Consider the following 18,707-nt stretch of genomic DNA (forward strand, 5'->3'; position numbering starts at 1 on the left):
CCGCCGATCAACCAAAGATAAAAATTTGAACAGAAGGAAACGGAGGGAACAAAGAAGACCTTTTTATTATACTGTCCTCTTCGTTCCCTCCGTTTCCTTTTGTTCAAATTTTTGGTTTGTTTTATTATGATCCGGATGCAGAGCGCGCCAAGCGGTCCGGGCTTGCGCGGGGATTGTTTGCCGGAAAAGTGGATGCATGGCTGACGACCACGCATCCGACGATTCCGATTCGACCAAAAACCCCGCGCTCAAGGACACGCTGTTCGATGCCGGACGATTTCGGACGGTGGCCCGGGAAGCGGCGCGGCTGGCGCCTCGATTCGATGCGAATAAATTCCTCGCCTTTTCCCTGGACGGGCTCGACCGGCTTTCCTTGATGCAGCGATTGCGGCGGATGACGGAGGCGCTGCGCGCGACGCTTCCCCAGGATTTCCGGAAGGCGCTTGGCATTCTGAAAAAACTCGCGCCGAGGACCGGACCGGGATTCGCGGCGCTGGTCTGGCCGGATTTCGTCGCGCAATACGGCCACGGGCGCGGTGACTTCGAGGTGTCGATGGATGCGCTGAAATTTTTCACGACCTTCGGTTCGTCGGAATTTGCAGTGCGCGAGTTTTTACGGCGCGATTTGCGGCGGACCCTGGCGGTGATGGAGGCGTGGTCGCGCGACGGGGACGAGGCGGTGCGGCGGCTGGCGAGCGAGGGCTGCCGCCCGCGCCTGCCGTGGTCATTCCGACTGGAGGCGCTCGTGGCCGATCCGTCGCCGGTCGCGCCGATCCTCGAAAACCTGAGGAGCGATCCGAGCCTGTATGTGCGGAAATCCGTCGGCAACCACCTCAATGACATCACGAAGGACCATCCCGAGTGGGTGCTGCGGCGCATCGCAGGCTGGCCGTTGGAGGATCCGCACACGGCCTGGATCGTGAAACGGGCATTGCGCACGCTGATCAAAAAGGGCGACCGCCAGGCGCTGGCGGTTGTCGGCGCCGGGGAAAAACCGCGGGTGCGCATCAGCGGCTTTCTCGTCGAGCCGCCCTCGGTCAGGCTGGGCGGGCGCGTCGCGTTTTCGTTCCGACTGGAATCAGCGGCGCGGAAGGCGCAGCGGCTGGTGGTCGATTACGCGGTGCACTACGTCAAGAAAGGCGGCGGAACGTCGGCGAAGGTCTTCAAGTTGAAGGAATTCACGCTCGCGGCGGGCGCGGCGGCGGAGATCGCAAAGAGCCAGAGTATCCAGAATTTTACCACACGCACGCATCATCCCGGACGGCACGTCATCGACGTGCTGGTGAACGGCGAGCGCCTCGCCGGCGGCTGGTTTGACCTGCTGCGATGACGTGCGCGGGGCGGCCGCGCCTCAATGCAGAAACCCGAGGAACGCCGGCGTGGTGGGTTGGCGGTGCGGGGTGAAGATCTTTTTCTTCCGGAGCGGACGGCTGTTTTTCGCAACGAGCGAGAAGCCCTCGCGCTGATGACTGTCCACGAGCAGCACCCGAGGGTCGTCGGGCTCGCCCGTGAGGTTGAGGTTGAGCTGACTGAGCACGAGCGTGAGCGCCTCCCGTCCGACGAGCTGGTAGCGCTGGTCGGCGCCGGCGGCGTCGGTGGGCGGCTCCGAAAGGTCGATGCTGGCAAACGAGACATCCTGCGGAATGCTCACGCCGATGTCATGCAGCAGGTGATACACGCTCGCCGCGCTGATGACGACCTCGGGCCGGTGAGTATCGAGCCAGCGCCGCAGGTGCACGGGCGAGATTTCCGGCTTGGGCAGGATGGGGATGCGGTCGGACTCGGGGATTTTCGACTGGTAATAAAGGAACGACGAGGTGAAGAGCTTGTGCCCGATGCCGCCCTCGTTGTAGGTCATCACGAGCCCGAGGCGGCGGTGGCCCAGCTCGGTGCAGGTCTCCAGCATCTCGTCCATCATCTGCTGGTAGTGCGGGCAGGCGCGATGCAGGCGGGGTTTCACGATGCTGTAGCCGGCGGTGGCCACGGAGAAGCCGCTGATGTCGAAGTCGATTTCCGCGACCCCGCTGGCAAACGGCGCGATGATCACGCCGCGGATGCCGCGCGCGATGAGGATGGAGCGCAGGCGTTTCGTGTTCATGCCCGGGTCGGCAAGATGAAACACGTCCACCTCGAAGCCGACCGCGTCGGCCATCTCGCGCACGCCGTCGAGCATGCAAAGGATCGGGCTGTAGTGGCGCACCTGGTCGCGCGTAAGCTCGGGGATGACAAAGGCGATGTTGGACGGCGAGCGGTCGGCGCGGGCCGAGCGCAGATGCACCATCAACTCGGAGATGCGCGGATCGCTGCGGTAGCCCATTTTTTCGACCAGCTTCAGGATGGTGTCACGGCGTTTGGCGGAGATCTTGGAGCTATTGCGCAAGGCAAGCGAAACGGTGGAAACGGATACTCCGGCCGCCGCGGCGATTTCCCTCATGCTTACCGTCGTTGTCTGGGGCATGGGGGAGGACAGTGGGAAATGTTTTGAAAAGGTCAACTATTGACCTGATCGCGGATGGAAAACACCGGGAATACGGTTTTGCTCGCAGCATTGCCTCCCTCTCCGTCCCGATGCTTCGCGTCGGCACTGCCTCGCCGACGGCGGCGTCTTCGTCCGCCTCAAGTTCCCTCCCTGTCGCTTTTTCTCCCAGCCATGATCCCTGCCTCACCACTCGCCAAGCCCGCCCCCCATATGCTCCGTTTTGCGCTGCGCGTCGTGGCGGCGTGCCTGTTTTTTCCGCTGGCGTCACCGGCGGCGTCCGCCGACTACACGATGACGGTCGCTCCGAACGGCGACGTCCTCGTCGTCTCGCCCGACGGCGGGCGCGCGGTGTTCGCGCCGGTGTTCGCCGTGCTGCATGCGGAAAAAAATCCGAATCTCACGACGCGTTTTGGCAAATTCAAGGACAAGGGGCTGACGGGCGAGGACACCGGCTCGTCCTATCACGTGCTGACGTGGGGCGCGGCCTCGAAGGCGGCGAAAAACACCGGACATGTCGCCGACGGCTACGACCCGGACTCCGACCGCGGCTACGGTTCGGACCGCACCGCAAATTTGTTCGAGGCGGGCAAACTCACCTATTTGCGCGCCAACGCAACCCGCAAGACCGGCGAGGCCGGCGCCGGCCGCGTCACGTGGGAGTTTCCCGAAAACGACCAGGTGACACTGGAGGCGGTGCTGGAATTGTCCGGGGATGGCACGCCGCCGCTGCTGAAATTATCGGCGCGGGTAAAACAGGCGGGCTGGTGGTCGTTCGGTTATGTGGGCGCGCCGTCGTGCTCTCCCGACGAACTCGACGAACTCTGGCAACCGTTGATTTATACCGAACGCCGTTTCCCCGAGGATTCGTATCTGGAGCCGGCGTTCCGCTGCCCGCTGGCGACGACACTGGTGTCGAAAGGAGGCGTGACGACGGGCGTGATGGCGGACCCGCAAGAGTTCCCCTTTCAGCCGCTGCCGAACCTGGACAACTCCCGTTTCGGCGTGGCGTTGCGCAATCAGGCCGGGCAGGCGCAGCCGATGCTTTTCGCCCCCGTGCTCGGCGGCGCGGGCTCCAGGCTCGCGAAGGATGGCGTGTTTGCGTTCACCAGCCGGTTAATCGTCTCGGGCAAAACGTTGAGCGCCACCGTCGAGGAGCAGGCGCGCCGGGTGTATGGTTTCGGCGACATCCGCCGCAATATCCTCGGCTCGCTCAACACCGCGTTTGAGAACACCGTCGCCTACGGGCTCAGCGAATACGCGCGTTTCAACCGGGAACTGCGCGGCTTCGCCTACGACACCGACGTGCCGGGCTCGGTGAAAAACGTCTCCGCGCTGCACCCGCTTTCCGTCGCGCTCGTCACCGACAGCCGCGAGATCTACGAGAACCTGGTGTATCCGCAGGTGGAATATTTCATTTCGCGCGAGCGTTTCCTCTACTCGATCCATCTCGACGCGAAAGGGCAGGGGGTCTCCACCCGTCTCGGCGGCGACGGCGCCCCGCTCAACGAATACGCCACGCTTTACGCCATGACCGGAAGGCGCGCGCCTTTCCTGCTGCAAATCGCTAAAAAGCTTCAGCCCCTGACCCGCAGCATCAATCTGAACGCCCCGCTGCGCGGCGAATTCTGGGCCAACTCGCTTGCGCTCTATCGCGCCACCGGCGACAAAAAATGGCTGGAGCGCGCCGTGCGCGATGCCGACGATTATCTGAAAAAGCGCGTCCTCACGCGTCAGCGCACCTTCGACGACCCCGACTCGCGCGGCATGTTTTTCTGGACCTCCTACACCGCGCAATGGATCGAGTTATATGAACTCTATGAGGAGACCGGCGAAAGCCGTTTCCTCGACGCCGCGCACGACGGCGCGCGCATCTACGCGCAGTTCACGCACATGGCGCCGCGCATCCCCGGCGGCGACGTGACCGTCAACGAGGACGGTTACGCCCCCTCGTATCGCAAGAGCAGCAAGCAAAGGCAATATACACGCATAAAGATCGCCCCGGAGACCGTGCCCGCGTGGCAGGTTTCGGAAATCGGCCTCACACCCGAATCATCCGTCACCAGCCGCGGGCATCGCGGCATCCTGCTCGCGTGCTACGCGCCCTGGATGATGCGCATCGCGGAGAAGACCGGCGACGCGTTCCTGCACGACATCGCGCGCAGTGCGATTATCGGGCGCTACACCACCTTTCCCGGCTATCACATCAACACGGCGCGCACGACCGCCTACCAGAAGCCGGATTTTCCCGAGCGCCCTTTGAGCGAAAACTATATCGGCGCGCGGCGAAAACAGTTTCCACATCGCGCTCGCCAACCAAAGCAAACAGCGCGTGACCGCGCAGGTGCGCCTCAACCCCGCGCTTGTTCCCTGGCCCGCGAACGTCAAGCAGGTGACCGTGGAATTGCGCGACGCCGCGGGACACAAAACCGCCGGCGTGCTCAACACCGCCGGAAGCGTCGGCGTTGACGTGGAGCCTGAGGGACTGACCGTGGTGTCATTTCGTGGCGTGACTCCGCAGGTCGGATTCCAACGCGAAATGGTCGGCGAAGGCGGCCCGCGCCTGCCCGGGAGCGGCAGCCATTGCGAACTCGACTGGCGCGGCGCGCGCGCCGTCGGCCTGCTGCTCGGGCCGAATGAACCCGCGCGGATTTACACTTATATCCCGGACAACGACCGTGAAATCGCGCGCTGCACGCTGAACTATCGACAGGGCGGAGGCGCTGTCGCGCAAATGGAGGACGCGTCCTATCCATTTGAATATACGGTGCCGACGAAAGGTTTCGAGCCGGTCGCGATCTGGTTCGAGGTGGAGTTGAAAAACGGGAAAAAAGAAAAATCCCCCGTCGGGCAAATCCTGCTTAAATAAGCCGAACCATTTGTCTCACACAAAGGCACAAAGGAATGAATCATAACAGCGCACTTCCCGGCACTTTGTGCCTTCGTGCCTTTGTGTGAGATAAAAAATCGAACCATTATTTTGAACAGAAGGAAACGAAGGACAAACAGAGAAAGCCTGTATAAAAATGTATTCTTCGTTTTTCTTTATTTTCTTCTGATCAATAAAACAAACCAACCGTCAAACAATGAAAACCATCATTCACGGCAAATGGCGAAAGCCCGGCTATTGGGGATTCGCCTGCATGTATCTTTGTCTGGCGTTGAATGCCGGAGCCAAGGTTGCGCCGGCTTCGCTTTTCACGGACCACATGGTGTTGCAGCATGGCAAGCCCATTTATGTGTGGGGAACCGCCTCGCCGGGCGAGCAGGTGCATGTTTCTCTCGGGGCGCTTGCCTCCGGCGGGGTGTCCGCCGACAGCGAGGGAAACTGGCTGGTGGAACTTTCCGCCCAACCGGTCGTCGCGAGCCCGCTGACGCTGCGTATTCGCGGGGAAAATGAAATCTTGGTCGAGGACGTGCTGATCGGGGAGGTATGGCTCGGCTCGGGGCAGTCCAACATGGGCGTCACCGCCGGCGGGACGAACGACTGGGAGTCCGTGCAAAAGGAGATCGCGGCGGGAGATTTTTCCCAGGTGCGCGTATTCCAGATGGCGTGGACGGCATCCGATGCTCCACGGCGCGACCTCGGAGGCGCGCGCTGGCGGGCCTCGGACAACAACAGCCTGCGAAATTTTTCCGCCGCGATGGTTTATTTTGCCCGCGCATTGCAAAGGGCCAGACCGGGCGTGCCGATCGGCCTCATACAATCGTCCGTCGGCGGCACCAACGCCCACGCCTGGCTGCCCAACGACGCCTTTGAAAACGGAAAAGGAGCCGCCTACATCCGGCGCTGGTATCGCGAGCAACTGGACAAGCTGCCGGTTGAAAACAAGCTTTACGCGGAAAAACTGGAGCAGCATCGGGAGGCCGTCGAAAAGGCAAAACAGGAAAAGAAACAACCGCCGCGCGCGCCGGAGCCGCCCATGGGACCGGAAAGCAAGCGCCGCCCGGCCTGCCTGTATAATGGCATGATTGCCCCGCTCCAGCCTTACGGCATTCGCGGCGTGGCGTGGTATCAGGGCGAGAACAACAGTTCGCTCCAATGGGTGGGGGATTACGCGGCCTTGATGGCCGATCTGATCAATGGCTGGTGCGCCGACTGGGCGAGAGTGGCGCGCCGGGACCAGCCGGACATGCTTCCGTTTCTCATCGTGCAGCTCCCAAATTTCAAAAACGGCAATGTCTGGCCGCTCTTGCGCGAGCAGCAGGAGCGGATTGTGCAAAGCGTTCCGGGAACGGCGCTCGTCTGCATAATTGATTCCGGCGATCCCAAGGACATTCATCCGCGCAATAAAACGCCGGTCGGCGAGCGGCTGGCGCTGGCGGCAAGGGCGCTGGTTTACGGGGAGGGCAACCTTGTCTGGTCCGGCCCTGTTTTCCGCGACGCCGCCTGCGGGGACGGCAAGGCCGTGGTTTCGTTCGGGCACATCGGGAGCGGCTTGATGACGACGGATGGCGGGCCGCCGCGCGGCTTTGAGATTGCGGGAGATGACCGGAGGTTCTTTCCGGCTGCGGCGAAAATATCCGGGCAAAGCGTCATCTTGGAATCCTCGCATGTGCCGGGCCCGGTCGCGGTGCGTTATGCCTGGGAAAACAATCCCGAAAATCTCAATTTATATAACAAGGAAAACCTGCCCGCCCATCCGTTCCGAACGGACGACTGGCCATGGCCGGCGGGCGGGAAATCGAATTGCGGGAGATGACCGGAGGTTCTTTCCGGCTGCGGCGAAAATATCCGGGCAAAGCGTCATCTTGGAATCTCGCATGTGCCGGGCCCGGTCGCGGTGCGTTATGCCTGGGAAAACAATCCCGAAAATCTCAATTTATATAACAAGGAAAACCTGCCCGCCCATCCGTTCCGAACGGACGACTGGCCATGGCCGGCGGGCGGGAAATCGAAATAAACACCGGGGCCAAACCGGGGAATGAGCACCATGAAGACCATAATCGCATGTATTCTCTGCTGCCTTGGCGCGCATATGTTTTCCGGGGAGGGTTCGTCATCCGGCGGGCCTCGTGTCCGGACGATACTGGACGCGGATTGGCGTTTTATAAAACAGGATGTCGCGCCGGATGCCGATAGCTCGGGCTGGCAGACCGTCTCGATTCCGCATACATGGAACGCGGAGGATGGCATGAAACGCGGTTACTATCGGGGGCCGGGTTGGTATGCGCGGGAGTTCTCCCTGCCGGAAGCAGGCGAGGGGCGCCGCGTGTTTGTGCGTTTCCAGGGGGTGAGCACGGTCGCCGATGTTTACCTGAACGGAGAGCACCTCGGGCAGCATCGCGGGGCGTTTGGCGCGTTTTGTTTTGAGATCACGCCGTGGGTCAGGCGTGGCGGGGCGAAAAACGTGCTGCGCGTCCGGGCGGACAACAGTCGCTTCGACGACATCGCGCCGTGGAGCGGTGATTTTCTTGTTTCCGGCGGCATTTACCGGGAGGTCGAGATCATCGAGACGTCCACAGTCTGCCTGTCGCCGCTGGATCTCGGGTCGCCGGGTGTGTATTTGCGCCAAATCGAGGCGACCCGGGAGCGCGCTGTGCTGGAGGTGAGCGCGCTGGTGTCCAATGGAGGCCCGTCCGGCGCGGATGCGGAGGTGCGCGTCGTGCTGATGGACGCGGCAGGAAACAAACTGGCCGGGCGGTCGGAAATATCCGTGGTTCCCGCTGGCGAAACCATCATAAACAAACAAACCGTCACGCTGGCCAATCCTCACCTGTGGGACGGCGTGCGCGACCCGTATCTGCACACCGCGCGCATCGAGATACGGCAAAACGGCCTCGTCGTGGACGCGGTTGAGCAGCCGGTGGGATTCCGCACGATCACGCATGATTATGAAAAGGGGATCATATTAAACGGGCGTCCCTATCCGGTGCGCGGGGTAAACCGCCACCAGGATCGCGAGGGCAAGGGCTGGGCCATCAGCAAGGAGGACAAGGACGAGGACATGCGTTTGATAAAGGACATGGGCGCGACGGCGGTCCGCCTCGCGCACTATCCGCACGACACTTATTTTTATGACCTTTGCGACCGCGAAGGACTGCTGGTGTGGGCGGAACTGGCGCTGGTCAATCATGTAAAGGACACCGATGCATTCAAACAAAACGTCCTCACCCAGTTCCGCGAGATGGTCGGGCAGCACGGCAATCATCCCTCGATTGCCATGTGGAGCCTGTATAACGAACTGGTGCCGGCGGTGGCGAAGGCGGGGGAGCCGTTGATCCAGGAACTTCACCGGATCGCAAAGGCGGAGGACCCGAACCGCTTCACCGTGGCCGCGCCCTACCGGCTCACCCCGGAGGGGCCGTTGAGAAGCACGACGGACTTGCTGGCGTTCAACGCCTACCCGGGCTGGTATGATTATCCGGGCGAACGCACGCTCGCGGAGTGGTTTGAAGACTGGCTGCGCTCCGGAGGGAGGCGCGGCATCGGGTTGAGCGAATACGGTGCAGGCGCGAGCATACTGCATCACGAGGAACTGCCGTGCCCGCGTCCGTATCATTTGAGCCCCTGGCATCCGGAGGAATATCAATCGCAGATCATCGAGGCCGATTATAAACAAATCAACGAGACGCCGGGCGTGTGGGGCTCGTTTGTCTGGAACATGTTCGACTTCGCGTGCCCCAGCCGCGACGAGGGCGACCGGCCCGGCAATCTCGACAAGGGCATCGTCACTTACGACCGGCGCGTGGCGAAGGATGCATATTATTTCTACAAGGCCAACTGGAATCCCGAGCCGATGGTTTATATAACCAGCCGCCGGTTCACCGAGCGGCGGGTGGCCGCCACCACGGTGAAGGTTTATAGCAATTGCGACGAGGTCGAATTGTTCATAAACGGCCGCAGCCAGGGCGTGAAAAGGCCCGGGGCGTATAAAATTGCGCAGTGGGAGGGCGTTCCGCTCGACGAGGGGCGGAACGCGGTGTCGGCCCGAGCCCGGCGCGGCGGACGGGAAATCACGGATGCGTGCGCATGGACGAGGCTACCGCCGCGGGCGCCGTCCGGCATTGTCGCGACCGCCGCGGCTCCGGCGGCGGAGAATGCGATTGATGGCAAATTCCACACCGCATGGACGGCTTCGTGCAAGGAGGCGCGGCCTCAGTTGACACTGGAACTGCCGGAGGCGCGCGAGCTGCAATCGGCGTCGGTCCTCTGGTGGTATGGATATAATCGCACAATCGAGTATGTGCTCGAAGGCAGCCTGGACGGGGTGAAATTCGAGGAACTGGCGCGCGGTCGCGAGGAGCGTCCCGGGCGTCCGTGTTTATATACATTTCCGGCGCGCACGCTGCGTTTCCTGCGGATGAAGGCATGGGCGAAGCACACGGATGCGACGGTGGGCATCATCGAGTTTCAGCCCGGGCCGGGCGAGTGGCCGGCGGTCTGGCCGGAAAAACGCCCGACGCGGCTGGCGCAAAACCTCGACGCGGGAAAGGCGCAAACACTGGTGCTTTACGGCACCAGCCTGACCGCCTCGAAAGGCGGCTGGGCGGCGCAATTGGCGGAGGTTTTGAAAGCGCGTTACGGCAGCCGCGCCAGTGTCATCAACGCCGCCAAGGGCGGGATGAACTCCGCGTGGGGGCTGGAAAATCTCGCCGAGCGCGTGCTTTCGCGCAAGCCCGACGCGGTCGCGATCGAGTTTTCCATGAACGATTCCGCAGCGCGCTCGAAATTGTCCGTCGCCGCCGCGCGCGCGAATCTGGAGGCCATGATCGACCGCATCCTCGCGGCGAACCCGGACACGGAGATCTTTCTGATGACAATGAATCCGGTCGGCGGCGCGGTGCGCGAACGCGCGCCAAAGCATCCGCATTATCGCGGAAGGCTGGACGAATATTATCAATCAGTCCGCGAGGTGGCCGCCGCGCGCGGATTGCGGTTGATCGATCATCACGCCAACTGGGTTCGTTACGAACGCGGGCATCCGGATGACTTTGCGCGCCATGTGCCCGACGGCGTGCATCCCGATGCGGAGAGCGCGGGAGAGATCATCCTGCCCGCGATGCTGGACGGTTTGAGTCTGGGTGGAAGCTGACGCCTTTGCGAAATAGATTTGGCCCTATGGACGGCCTGGTTGCCATGTCCTCATGGGCCGCGCGGCTTTCGTGTGTCGGGCAGGAACATGGTCACGATACCGAGCAGAGGGAGAAAGCTGCACAGGAGGAAGACGTGACCGATGCCGGTTTTGTCCGCGAGATCGCCGAGCAAGGCGGAACCGATGCCCGCCGTGCCAAACGCAAAACCGAAAAACAGGCCCGCGATCAGGCCGACTTTTCCCGGAATCAATTCCTGCGCATAGACCAGAATGGCCGAGAACGCCGACGCCAGCACGAGTCCGATGATGACGGTCAGGCCGATGGTCAGCGCGAAACCCGCGTGCGGCAGCAGGAGCGTGAAGGGCGCGACACCGAGAATCGAAACCCAGATGACAATCTTGCGGCCCACACGATCCCCCACCGGGCCGCCGATGAACGTGCCCGCCGCGACAGAAAACAGGAATACAAACAACAGGATTTGCGCGAGTTGCTCCGACACGCCGAACCGCTCGATCATGTAGAACGTGTAGTAGCTCGTCATGCACGCGAGGTAGATTTGCTTGGAGAAAATCAGGACCACCAGCACGACAAGCGCGCGGACGATGGCGCGCGCACCCAGCGACCGCACAGGTTTGCCCGCGGGGATTTGGACGCCGGGCCGCGCGGTTTCGGCGCGCATGGCGTGGAGTCTGCGTTGATACCAGGCGCCGGCCCGTGTCAGCAGCACGATGCCGGCCAGCGCCAGCGACGTGAACCACAGGATGTGCGCCTGGCCCCGCGCCGTGATGACCGCGGCGGCGAGCAGAGGCCCGAGCGCGCCGCCGAAATTTCCGCCGACTTGGAAAAGGGATTGGGCAAGCCCGAACTTTCCGCCGGAGGCGTGCCGCGCGATCCGCGAGGCCTCGGGGTGGAAGATCGACGAGCCGATGCCCGACAGCGCCACGCCGGCAAGAAGCATGCCGTAGCTGCCGGCCACGCCGAGCAGGATCAGCCCGCCGAGCGTGATCGCCATGCCGACGGGAAGAGAGTAGGGCAGCGGTTTGCGGTCGGCGACGAGCCCGACGACGGGCTGGAAGATGGAGCCCGCCAGTTGCGCGATCATGGTGATGACTCCGATCTGGTGAAAATCGAGGGCGTAATTCCGCTTGAGCATGGGATAGATCGACGGAATCAGCGCCTGGATGATGTCGTTGAGCATGTGCGACACGCCGAGGGCGACGAGCACGGTGAAAGCAGTGCCCCCGGCCTGTGCGCGCGGCGGCCCGGCGAACGGGGCCGCCGCGTCCGGACGGGCGGCATCTGACTGAACGGATTGCGCTTCGAGGGCGCCGGAGGTTTTCATCGGTCACCTGTCTGACGGCTGGAGGCATGTCCCGGCAAGTCCCGAGAAGCCTTGCCGTGCCCGCGGCGCGCGCAATCCCATGAAAACGGAGCGGCTACGGTCCTTGCTTCGGCTTAGCACTTGCATTCCTTTCCTGCGGGGCGCACGGTCTTCCCCCTTTTTCAAACGAAAGCACGGTTACGAGAATGAATCAGAACATCCGCAATATCGCCATCATCGCCCACGTTGATCATGGGAAAACCACCCTCGTGGACAAACTCCTCCAGGCCGGCGGCGTCTACCGCGCCAACCAGCAGGTCGAGGAGCGCGCCATGGACAGCATGGACCTCGAGCGCGAGAAGGGCATCACGATCAAGGCGAAAAACACCGCCGTGCGCTGGAAGGACAAGATCATCAATATCGTGGACACGCCCGGCCACGCCGATTTCGGCGGCGAAGTCGAGCGCGCGCTCCGCATGGTGGACGGCGTGCTCCTGCTCGTCGATGCCTATGACGGGCCGCAGGCCCAGACGCGTTTCGTGCTGCGCAAGGCGCTCCAGCACGGGCTGAAAGTCATCATCGTCATCAACAAGATCGACCGCGAAAACGCGAACCCGCAGAAGATGTATGACCAGGTCCTCGAACTGCTCCTCGAGCTCAACGCCAACGAGGAGCAATTCGACGCGCCCGTCGTTTACGGCTCCGGCCGCGACGGCTACATGAAGCGCAAGCTCACCGACGAGAACAAGGACATGACCCCGCTCTTCGACGTCATCCTCGATCACGTCCCGCCGCCCTTCGCCCGGCCCAACCAGCCCTTCCACATGCTCGTCTCCAACATCGACTGGAGCGATTACGTCGGTCGCATCGCCGTCGGCAAAATCCTCGCCGGCAAGGTCAACCTCGGCGACACCATCTGGGTGCTCCGCCACCATTCGGAGGCAAAGGCGCGCGCCAAGATCACCAAGATTTTCGAATACGCCGGCCTCGGCACCGAGGACGCCATCACCGGCGTCGCCGGCGACATCGTGGGGCTCTCCGGTTTCGAGGACGTTGACATCGGCGACACGCTCGCCGCCGAGGAAAACGCGCACCGTTTGCCGTTCACCGACATCGACCCGCCCACGCTTGAGATGCAGCTCGCGGTGAACGACGGCCCGCTCGTCGGACGCGACGGCCGGCTCGTCACCTCGCGCCAGATTCGCGACCGCATTTTCAAGGAGGCCAAGACCAACATCTCCATCTCCGTGGACGAGACCGCCTCCGCCGGCCTCTTCACCATCAAGGCCCGCGGCGCCATGCAGATCGCCGTGCTGGTCGAGACCATGCGCCGCGAAGGTTACGAGGTTCTCGTCTCGCGCCCGACCGTGATCGAGAAACACGAAAACGGCCAGCGCCTCGAGCCCTACGAAACGCTGTGGGTCGAGGTGCCCGAGGATTGCGTCGGCGCGATCATGCAGAATCTAGCCAACCGCAAGGGCCAGATCACCAACATGGAGAAGCACAACACCACGACGATGATCGAGGCCGTCATCACGACGCGCGGGCTCATCGGCCTGGAGATCGACCTCGTCAACGCCACCAGCGGCCACGGGGTGATGAGCCACCTTTTCAAGGAATACGGCCCCTACGCGGGCGAACTCACCACGCGGCTCACCGGCACACTCGTCGCGACCGAGGCCGGCGTGACCACGGCCTACGCGCTCGATTCCATCCAGGAGCGGGGCAAGCTCTTTGTCGGTCCCGGCGAGGAAATCTACGAAGGCATGCTCGTCGGCGAAAACCCGCGCCAAGAGGACATCCCCGTCAACGCGACCAAGGCGAAACAGCTCACGAATTTCCGCTCGCAGGGCGAAGGCAAGGGCATCCAGCTCACGCCGCCGGTCAAATTGTCGCTGGAGCGCGCCATCGAATACATCGCGTCCGACGAATATGTGGAGGTGACGCCGAAAAACCTGCGTCTCCGCAAAAAAATCCTCAGCGCCCTCGAGCGCCGCAAACAAGAGCGCGCCGCCCGCGGCGCGTGACGGGGGCATTAACGCCGCCTGGCTTTTTGAATAAAAAGGCGCGGGTGGTGCCGTGCGGGAGCGAGGGTGTCCCACCGCCGGACGCAAAAAAGTGTCCGCTATCGCCCTGCGTTTTTGCGGGGCGCTTCGTCCGGCGACGAGGATATGTCACCGCTCCGATGCAGCTATTGCGGAATCCGAAATAAAAACGGCCGGGCGCAACCGCCCGGCCGTTCTGTTTTGATGTGGCGACCAAAAATTTTCAGCCGCGATAGCCACGATCGCGGTCGCGGTCCCGGCGTCCGCCGAAACCACCGCGACGCTCGCCGCCGAAGCCGCGACGGTCTTCGCCTCCGCCACCGCCAAAATTGCCGCGCGGGCGTTCTTCTCTGGGGCGGGCCTCGTTGACAGTAATTTTGCGACCGCCGAGATCGTATCCGTGGAAACGTTCGATGGCCTTTTGCGCATCCTCGCCGCCGGCCATTTCGACAAAGGCAAAGCCGCGCGAGCGGCCGGTGAACTTGTCGAAGATAAGGTCAACTGCGGCCACGCCGCCGGCTTGCGAAAAGAGATCCTGCAACTCCTGCGCCGTGGTGGAGAAGGGGAGGTTCCCGATATAGAGCTTGCTGCTTGTCATATGTGATTTGAATCGCCCCGTCTGCTTCCCGCCGTTCCCGACCGTCGAGTTTCAAATCATCACTGAACTGCTGGTTGGTGCTCATCTGACAATTTTCCGTGCTAGGGTCAACATTCGAAGGCGTTGCCAAGGCTGGATATGCGCCTTTTCAAGGCAAGTAATTTACAGAGGATTTAACTCTTTATACTTTATTAGCACGGCGGATGGCGGTGGGAAAGGGTGCCGCGTTGCGATTTTCGTCCTTCTTTTTACCGCGTCAGGGAAAAACGCTTCACTCGCGCCGGGCATCGAGCGCCAGCCGGACTTTTCGGGCCAGGGTGTCGCGCGTGAAGGGTTTGGCGATAAAATAGGTGTCGTTAAGCTGCGCGGGCGAATCGACATATCCGGACATGAACAGGATGCGCAGGGAAGGGTGGATTTTCCCGATGTGCTGGCTGAGTTTGCGGCCATCCATGTCGGGCATGAAAATGTCACTGATGAGGAGACTGGGCGTTTCGGTGTTTTTCTTTCCCGTGATGTGCGCAAGGACCTCGGCAGCCGCCGCAAAGGCGCGCACGCGGTAGCCGAGGGATCGCAGGATGGCGGTCGTGACTTCGCGGATGTCGTCGTCGTCTTCCACCAGATAAATGAGTTCGCCGCTCTCATCGGCCGAATCTTTGGCGGTGTCATCGCCGGAGGATGGCAACGGAACCATGCTGCTGTCATAAGCTTCCGTGTCTGTATCAAAATTGCCCGCCGGTTCGGCCGCGACGGGATCGCGGGGAAGCAGCGCCTGAAAGGTGGTGCCTTGGCCAAGGGCGGTTTCGAGCAGAAGATCGCCGTGGAAGTGGCGGATGACATTGAGGCAGATGGAGAGACCGAGGCCAGTGCCGCGTCCGGGCGCCTTGGTGGTGAAGAAGGGATCGAAGATTTTCGCCTTCACCTCGTCGGTCATGCCGGTGCCGGTGTCCTGCACGGAGAGTCCGGCGTAGGAACCGGCACGCAGGGCGGGGATTTCGCCGGGAGCGAGTTCGCGGATGGTGGTGCTGACGGTGAGCGTGCCGCCGTCGGGCATGGCATCGCGCGCGTTGATGGCGAGATTGATGAGAACCTGTTCGATCTGGTTGCGGTCGGCCACGAGGGTGACGGGCTGCGGGTGAAGCTTGAGCTCGATGCGGATGCCGGGGGGAAGGAAGGAGGCGATGAGGTCGCGGAGATCCGTGACGAGGGTGTTGAGATCGATGGTCTCGGTGGTGAGGACTTGGTTGCGGGAGAAGGCGAGGAGGCGGCGCACGAGGGCGGTGGCGCGCGAGGTGGTCTTGAGCAGGCCGTCGAGGGAAACGGGTACGTCGCCGGTCGCGTCGGGGGGAAGATTGTCCTTCAAGAGTTCGCCGTAACCGCGGATGGCGGTGAGCAGGTTGTTGAAATCGTGGGCCACGCCGCTGGCGATGAGCCCGGCGATCTCGAGCTTTTGGGACTGGAGGAGCTTTTGCTCGCTTTCGGCCAGCGCCGCCTCGACGCGTTCGCGCTGATGGACGGTGCTGAGCACATTGGCGAGGCCTTGGATGAAATCGACCGCCTCGCTGCTGAACACGCGGTGTTCCCGGCTGAACGCCACGACGAATGCGTGGATGTGCGGCGGCGCGCCGATCGGGCTCGCGAGGCCGGAACGCATGCCAAGCGAGGCAAGCGCCCCGGCGGCGGGAAAGTTTTCGGGATCGTCGGAAAGCTGGATGGCATGCTCGCGCGCGAGCATGGTGTCGGTGACGCGGCCAAAGTCGCCGGGCCGGGCGCAGGCTTTGTGGCAGGCGCAATGGCGGAGGATGAGCGTCCGGTCGCCGGGATTGAGCGTGAAGATGCAACTGCAATCGACATGGAGCGTGTCGAGGATGAGCCCGGCTGCGCGCTGGACCAGTTCGTCGAAAGAGTGGGGCGCGAGCGCGAAGCGGCTGAAGGAGGCGAGGGCGGACTGCTTGAGCGCGCGATGGGTGAGCAGATCCTCGACTTCGTGCTGCTCGGTGACGTCGAAGCAGGAGCCGATGAAGCCGGTGAATTCCCCCTGCGCATCGATGCAAGGCGTGGCGTGGTTGACGAGCCAGCGATAGGCGCCGTCGTGGCGGCGCAGGCGAAATTCGGAGCGGAAGGCGACGCGATCGACAAAGTGCGCATGAAAACGGCGGATATACGCCTCGCGGTCGTCCGGATGGAGGCCGTCAAAGCAGCCCTGCCCGATTTCCTGGGCCAGGCTGCGCCCGGTGAATTCGAGCCAGAGGTTGTTGAAATAAAAGAACTGGCCGCGGGCGTCGGCCATCCAGATGAGCACGGGCGCGGTGTCGGCGATGCGGCGGAAGCGGGTCTCGCTTTCGCGGAGGGCGGACTCGGCTTGTTTGCGCTCGGTGAGATCGTGGCCGTAGATGCAGACCTTGTCGTCGCCGGGGAGCGCGAGCGCGCTCCAAAGCAGATGACGCGGCCCCTCGTGTTTGTGAATGAAGCGGCACTCGCAGTCGGGCGGCGTCCTGCCGGGGGAGGCGGCTGGGGTTGTGTCGCCGCCCGGCGGCGGGGAGGCGCGCCGGAGGAGACGCCGCCACCAGTCGTCGAAAATCGCCGCGTCGTCGGGATGCACGAGGGCGCGCACGGGACGCCCGACAAGCTCGGCCTGGGAGTAGCCGAGGATGCTGGTCCAGGCCGGATTGGCGGACTGCATGACGCCGTCGCGCGTGGTCACGGAAAACAGGTCGTGGGTGAGGCGCAGCAACTCGCCGGGCATGTAAGTCTGGCGCAGGTATTCCGCCGACGAACGATACCGCGACATGACCGACTGGATGACCGGGACGATGCGCGGCAGGCGTTTTTTCAACACGTAGTCCGCCGCGCCCTGGTGCAGGCATTCGACGGCGATTTCCTCGCCGGCGGCGTGGGTGAGAAAGATGAATGGCGGCGGCGGCAGGCGGCGTTTCGTGAGTTCGAGCGCGGCGATGCCGTTGAACCCGGGCAGGTAATAATCCGAGATGACGAGATCGGGACGAAACGCCTCCAGCGCCTGCACGAATTCCGCCCGCGTGCCGGTGCGCCGAAGTTCGCAGGCGAAACGCGCGCGACGGAACTCGGTTTCCAGCAAATGAAAATCAATCTCCGAGTCTTCGTTTACCAGGATGCGGGGCGGGGCGGACGAGGAAGGGTTTGACGACATGATAAGGCAGACGAAGGCAGAAGAACCGGCAAAACAGACAAGGGACGAATTGAAAAAATATGTTTATGAACGAAACAGAAATACCGCAAGCCCGACGAATGTTGCAATCCACACGTGCATGGATGCATTGAGATTGCAAAAACTAGATAACGATAAATTTACGCAAAAACATGGCAGAAATCGTGATCGGTCTTGCCCCGGTGGAGTTTGTGCTATCCGCCCTTGTCGGCGGCATGCGGCGGCGGGTGTTTTTTTCGCCATGCGCGCATGACACAGGCGGTGATGCCAATGGCCGGAGCCCAGATGAAAAAGATGAATCCCAGGAACCGCATGCCGCGCCGCGCGAGTTGCAGCAAGGTGGCATCGGCGTTGAAGAGCAGGCCGCCGAGCGGAAACAGCAGCGCGCCCGCGGCCGCTCCGAGCGCCGTGAGCCCGAGGACCCAGGCCAGAAAATACACCGGCCAGCGGACTTCCTCCAATCGTCGCATCAATCGTCTCATCGCAGCAGGTGATATTTTAGCAAAAGCGTGTCGGGCGCGAGTTGCTCGCACGCTTGCAATGACAGCCGGGTGTCGGCCCGTTGCGCGAGCAGCGGCGTGCCTCCTCCGAAGAGCAGAGGCTCGACCGTGAGCCAGAGTTCGTCCACGAGCCGCGCGGCCAGAAACGCGCTGTGGATTTGCGCGCCGCCGAGCAACGCGCATTTGCGCCGCCCGCGCTCGCGCAGGGAGGCGAGGATTTGCGCGGGCGCGCGGTCGGCGAACTCGAGCGCCCCGGGCGTCGCGTCGCCGTCGAACGCCGCCGGCGCGCGCGTCATCACGATTTGCAGGCGCGAGGTGTCGCGCCAGGCGCGGAGCGCGCTGCGCGAGCCGCGGTAGGTGACGCCGCCCATCACGCTGCAATCGAACTCGCGCAACGCCGTGCGGAAATACTCCTTGTCCGCCGCCGATGCGAAACCCGCGCCCGGAATATCGTGCTTCGTGATAAAGCCGTCGAGGGATTGTGCCGCTATCAAGGTTACCCGCATGATGGTTTTCGTTGCAGGGCAGGCTAGGCGACGCCGG

The 18,707-nt window shown here is 62.7% G+C and carries 12 protein-coding genes; 6 read left to right on the forward strand and 6 right to left on the reverse strand.

All coding sequences use genetic code 11. From position 1 onward, the window contains the following. Positions 1 to 196: 196 nt before the first annotated feature. Positions 197 to 1,330: a DNA alkylation repair protein gene (locus tag OH491_RS02515; RefSeq protein WP_068769472.1), complete on the forward strand. Its 1,134-nt coding sequence runs from the start codon at positions 197 to 199 to the stop codon at positions 1,328 to 1,330. Positions 1,331 to 1,351: 21 nt separating this feature from the next. Here the strand turns inward: OH491_RS02515 and OH491_RS02520 are convergent, their stop codons facing one another. Continuing rightward, the gene (locus OH491_RS02520) at positions 1,352 to 2,458 is read right to left on the reverse strand and encodes a LacI family DNA-binding transcriptional regulator (protein ID WP_068769471.1); all 1,107 of its coding nucleotides are present in this window, start codon (positions 2,456 to 2,458) and stop codon (positions 1,352 to 1,354) included. A gap of 192 nt (positions 2,459 to 2,650) precedes the next feature. Between OH491_RS02520 and OH491_RS02525 the strand changes: the two genes are divergently transcribed. The 4 genes from OH491_RS02525 (at position 2,651) to OH491_RS02540 (ending at position 10,512) form a co-directional block, all read left to right on the forward strand. Next, entirely contained in the window at positions 2,651 to 4,945 is a 2,295-nt protein-coding gene (locus OH491_RS02525; RefSeq protein WP_342750845.1) for a hypothetical protein, read from the forward strand. Next, positions 4,914 to 5,345: a hypothetical protein gene (locus tag OH491_RS02530; protein WP_342750846.1), complete on the forward strand. Its 432-nt coding sequence runs from the start codon at positions 4,914 to 4,916 to the stop codon at positions 5,343 to 5,345. The genes OH491_RS02525 and OH491_RS02530 overlap by 32 nt, the downstream gene beginning before the upstream one ends. A gap of 217 nt (positions 5,346 to 5,562) precedes the next feature. Continuing rightward, entirely contained in the window at positions 5,563 to 7,179 is a 1,617-nt protein-coding gene (locus OH491_RS02535) for a sialate O-acetylesterase (protein ID WP_342750847.1), read from the forward strand. A gap of 231 nt (positions 7,180 to 7,410) precedes the next feature. Then, positions 7,411 to 10,512, forward strand: coding sequence for a glycoside hydrolase family 2 TIM barrel-domain containing protein (locus OH491_RS02540; protein ID WP_334319165.1), 3,102 nt, complete (start codon positions 7,411 to 7,413; stop codon positions 10,510 to 10,512). 50 nt (positions 10,513 to 10,562) lie between these two features. On the opposite strand, the gene OH491_RS02545 is transcribed toward OH491_RS02540, so the two are convergent. Continuing rightward, the gene (locus OH491_RS02545; RefSeq protein WP_068769467.1) at positions 10,563 to 11,855 is read right to left on the reverse strand and encodes an MFS transporter; all 1,293 of its coding nucleotides are present in this window, start codon (positions 11,853 to 11,855) and stop codon (positions 10,563 to 10,565) included. Between the two features lie 185 nt (positions 11,856 to 12,040). On the opposite strand from OH491_RS02545, the gene typA reads away from it, so the two are divergent. Beyond that, the gene (gene typA / locus OH491_RS02550) at positions 12,041 to 13,861 is read left to right on the forward strand and encodes a translational GTPase TypA (RefSeq protein ID WP_068769466.1); all 1,821 of its coding nucleotides are present in this window, start codon (positions 12,041 to 12,043) and stop codon (positions 13,859 to 13,861) included. Between the two features lie 241 nt (positions 13,862 to 14,102). On the opposite strand, the gene OH491_RS02555 is transcribed toward typA, so the two are convergent. From OH491_RS02555 to OH491_RS02570, 4 genes are all read right to left on the reverse strand, one after another. Further along, positions 14,103 to 14,477 carry an RNA recognition motif domain-containing protein gene (locus tag OH491_RS02555; RefSeq protein WP_068769465.1) on the reverse strand — a complete coding sequence of 125 codons (375 nt, stop codon included), beginning with the start codon at positions 14,475 to 14,477 and terminating at the stop codon, positions 14,103 to 14,105. Positions 14,478 to 14,748: 271 nt separating this feature from the next. Beyond that, the gene (locus OH491_RS02560; RefSeq protein WP_068769464.1) at positions 14,749 to 17,646 is read right to left on the reverse strand and encodes a PAS domain S-box protein; all 2,898 of its coding nucleotides are present in this window, start codon (positions 17,644 to 17,646) and stop codon (positions 14,749 to 14,751) included. A 212-nt stretch (positions 17,647 to 17,858) separates the two neighbouring features. Beyond that, positions 17,859 to 18,146, reverse strand: coding sequence for a hypothetical protein (locus OH491_RS02565; RefSeq protein ID WP_145928645.1), 288 nt, complete (start codon positions 18,144 to 18,146; stop codon positions 17,859 to 17,861). After that, complete coding sequence (locus OH491_RS02570) at positions 18,143 to 18,658, reverse strand: dihydrofolate reductase family protein (protein ID WP_068769462.1); 516 nt, start codon at positions 18,656 to 18,658, stop codon at positions 18,143 to 18,145. The genes OH491_RS02565 and OH491_RS02570 overlap by 4 nt, the downstream gene beginning before the upstream one ends. Between the last annotated feature and the right edge of the window lie 49 nt (positions 18,659 to 18,707).

This window comes from Termitidicoccus mucosus, assembly GCF_038725785.1.
GTDB lineage: Bacteria > Verrucomicrobiota > Verrucomicrobiia > Opitutales > Opitutaceae > Termitidicoccus > Termitidicoccus mucosus.

What these genes read in the sequence shown, in the direction of transcription:
- OH491_RS02515 (WP_068769472.1), top strand. Translation starts at nt 197, where the DNA reads ATGGCTGACGACCACGCATCCGACGATTCCGATTCGACCAAAAACCCC.
- OH491_RS02520 (WP_068769471.1), bottom strand. Translation starts at nt 2,458, where the DNA reads ATGCCCCAGACAACGACGGTAAGCATGAGGGAAATCGCCGCGGCGGCC.
- OH491_RS02525 (WP_342750845.1), top strand. Translation starts at nt 2,651, where the DNA reads ATGATCCCTGCCTCACCACTCGCCAAGCCCGCCCCCCATATGCTCCGT.
- OH491_RS02535 (WP_342750847.1), top strand. Translation starts at nt 5,563, where the DNA reads ATGAAAACCATCATTCACGGCAAATGGCGAAAGCCCGGCTATTGGGGA.
- OH491_RS02540 (WP_334319165.1), top strand. Translation starts at nt 7,411, where the DNA reads ATGAAGACCATAATCGCATGTATTCTCTGCTGCCTTGGCGCGCATATG.
- OH491_RS02545 (WP_068769467.1), bottom strand. Translation starts at nt 11,855, where the DNA reads ATGAAAACCTCCGGCGCCCTCGAAGCGCAATCCGTTCAGTCAGATGCC.
- typA (WP_068769466.1), top strand. Translation starts at nt 12,041, where the DNA reads ATGAATCAGAACATCCGCAATATCGCCATCATCGCCCACGTTGATCAT.
- OH491_RS02555 (WP_068769465.1), bottom strand. Translation starts at nt 14,477, where the DNA reads ATGACAAGCAGCAAGCTCTATATCGGGAACCTCCCCTTCTCCACCACG.
- OH491_RS02560 (WP_068769464.1), bottom strand. Translation starts at nt 17,646, where the DNA reads ATGTCGTCAAACCCTTCCTCGTCCGCCCCGCCCCGCATCCTGGTAAAC.
- OH491_RS02565 (WP_145928645.1), bottom strand. Translation starts at nt 18,146, where the DNA reads ATGAGACGATTGATGCGACGATTGGAGGAAGTCCGCTGGCCGGTGTAT.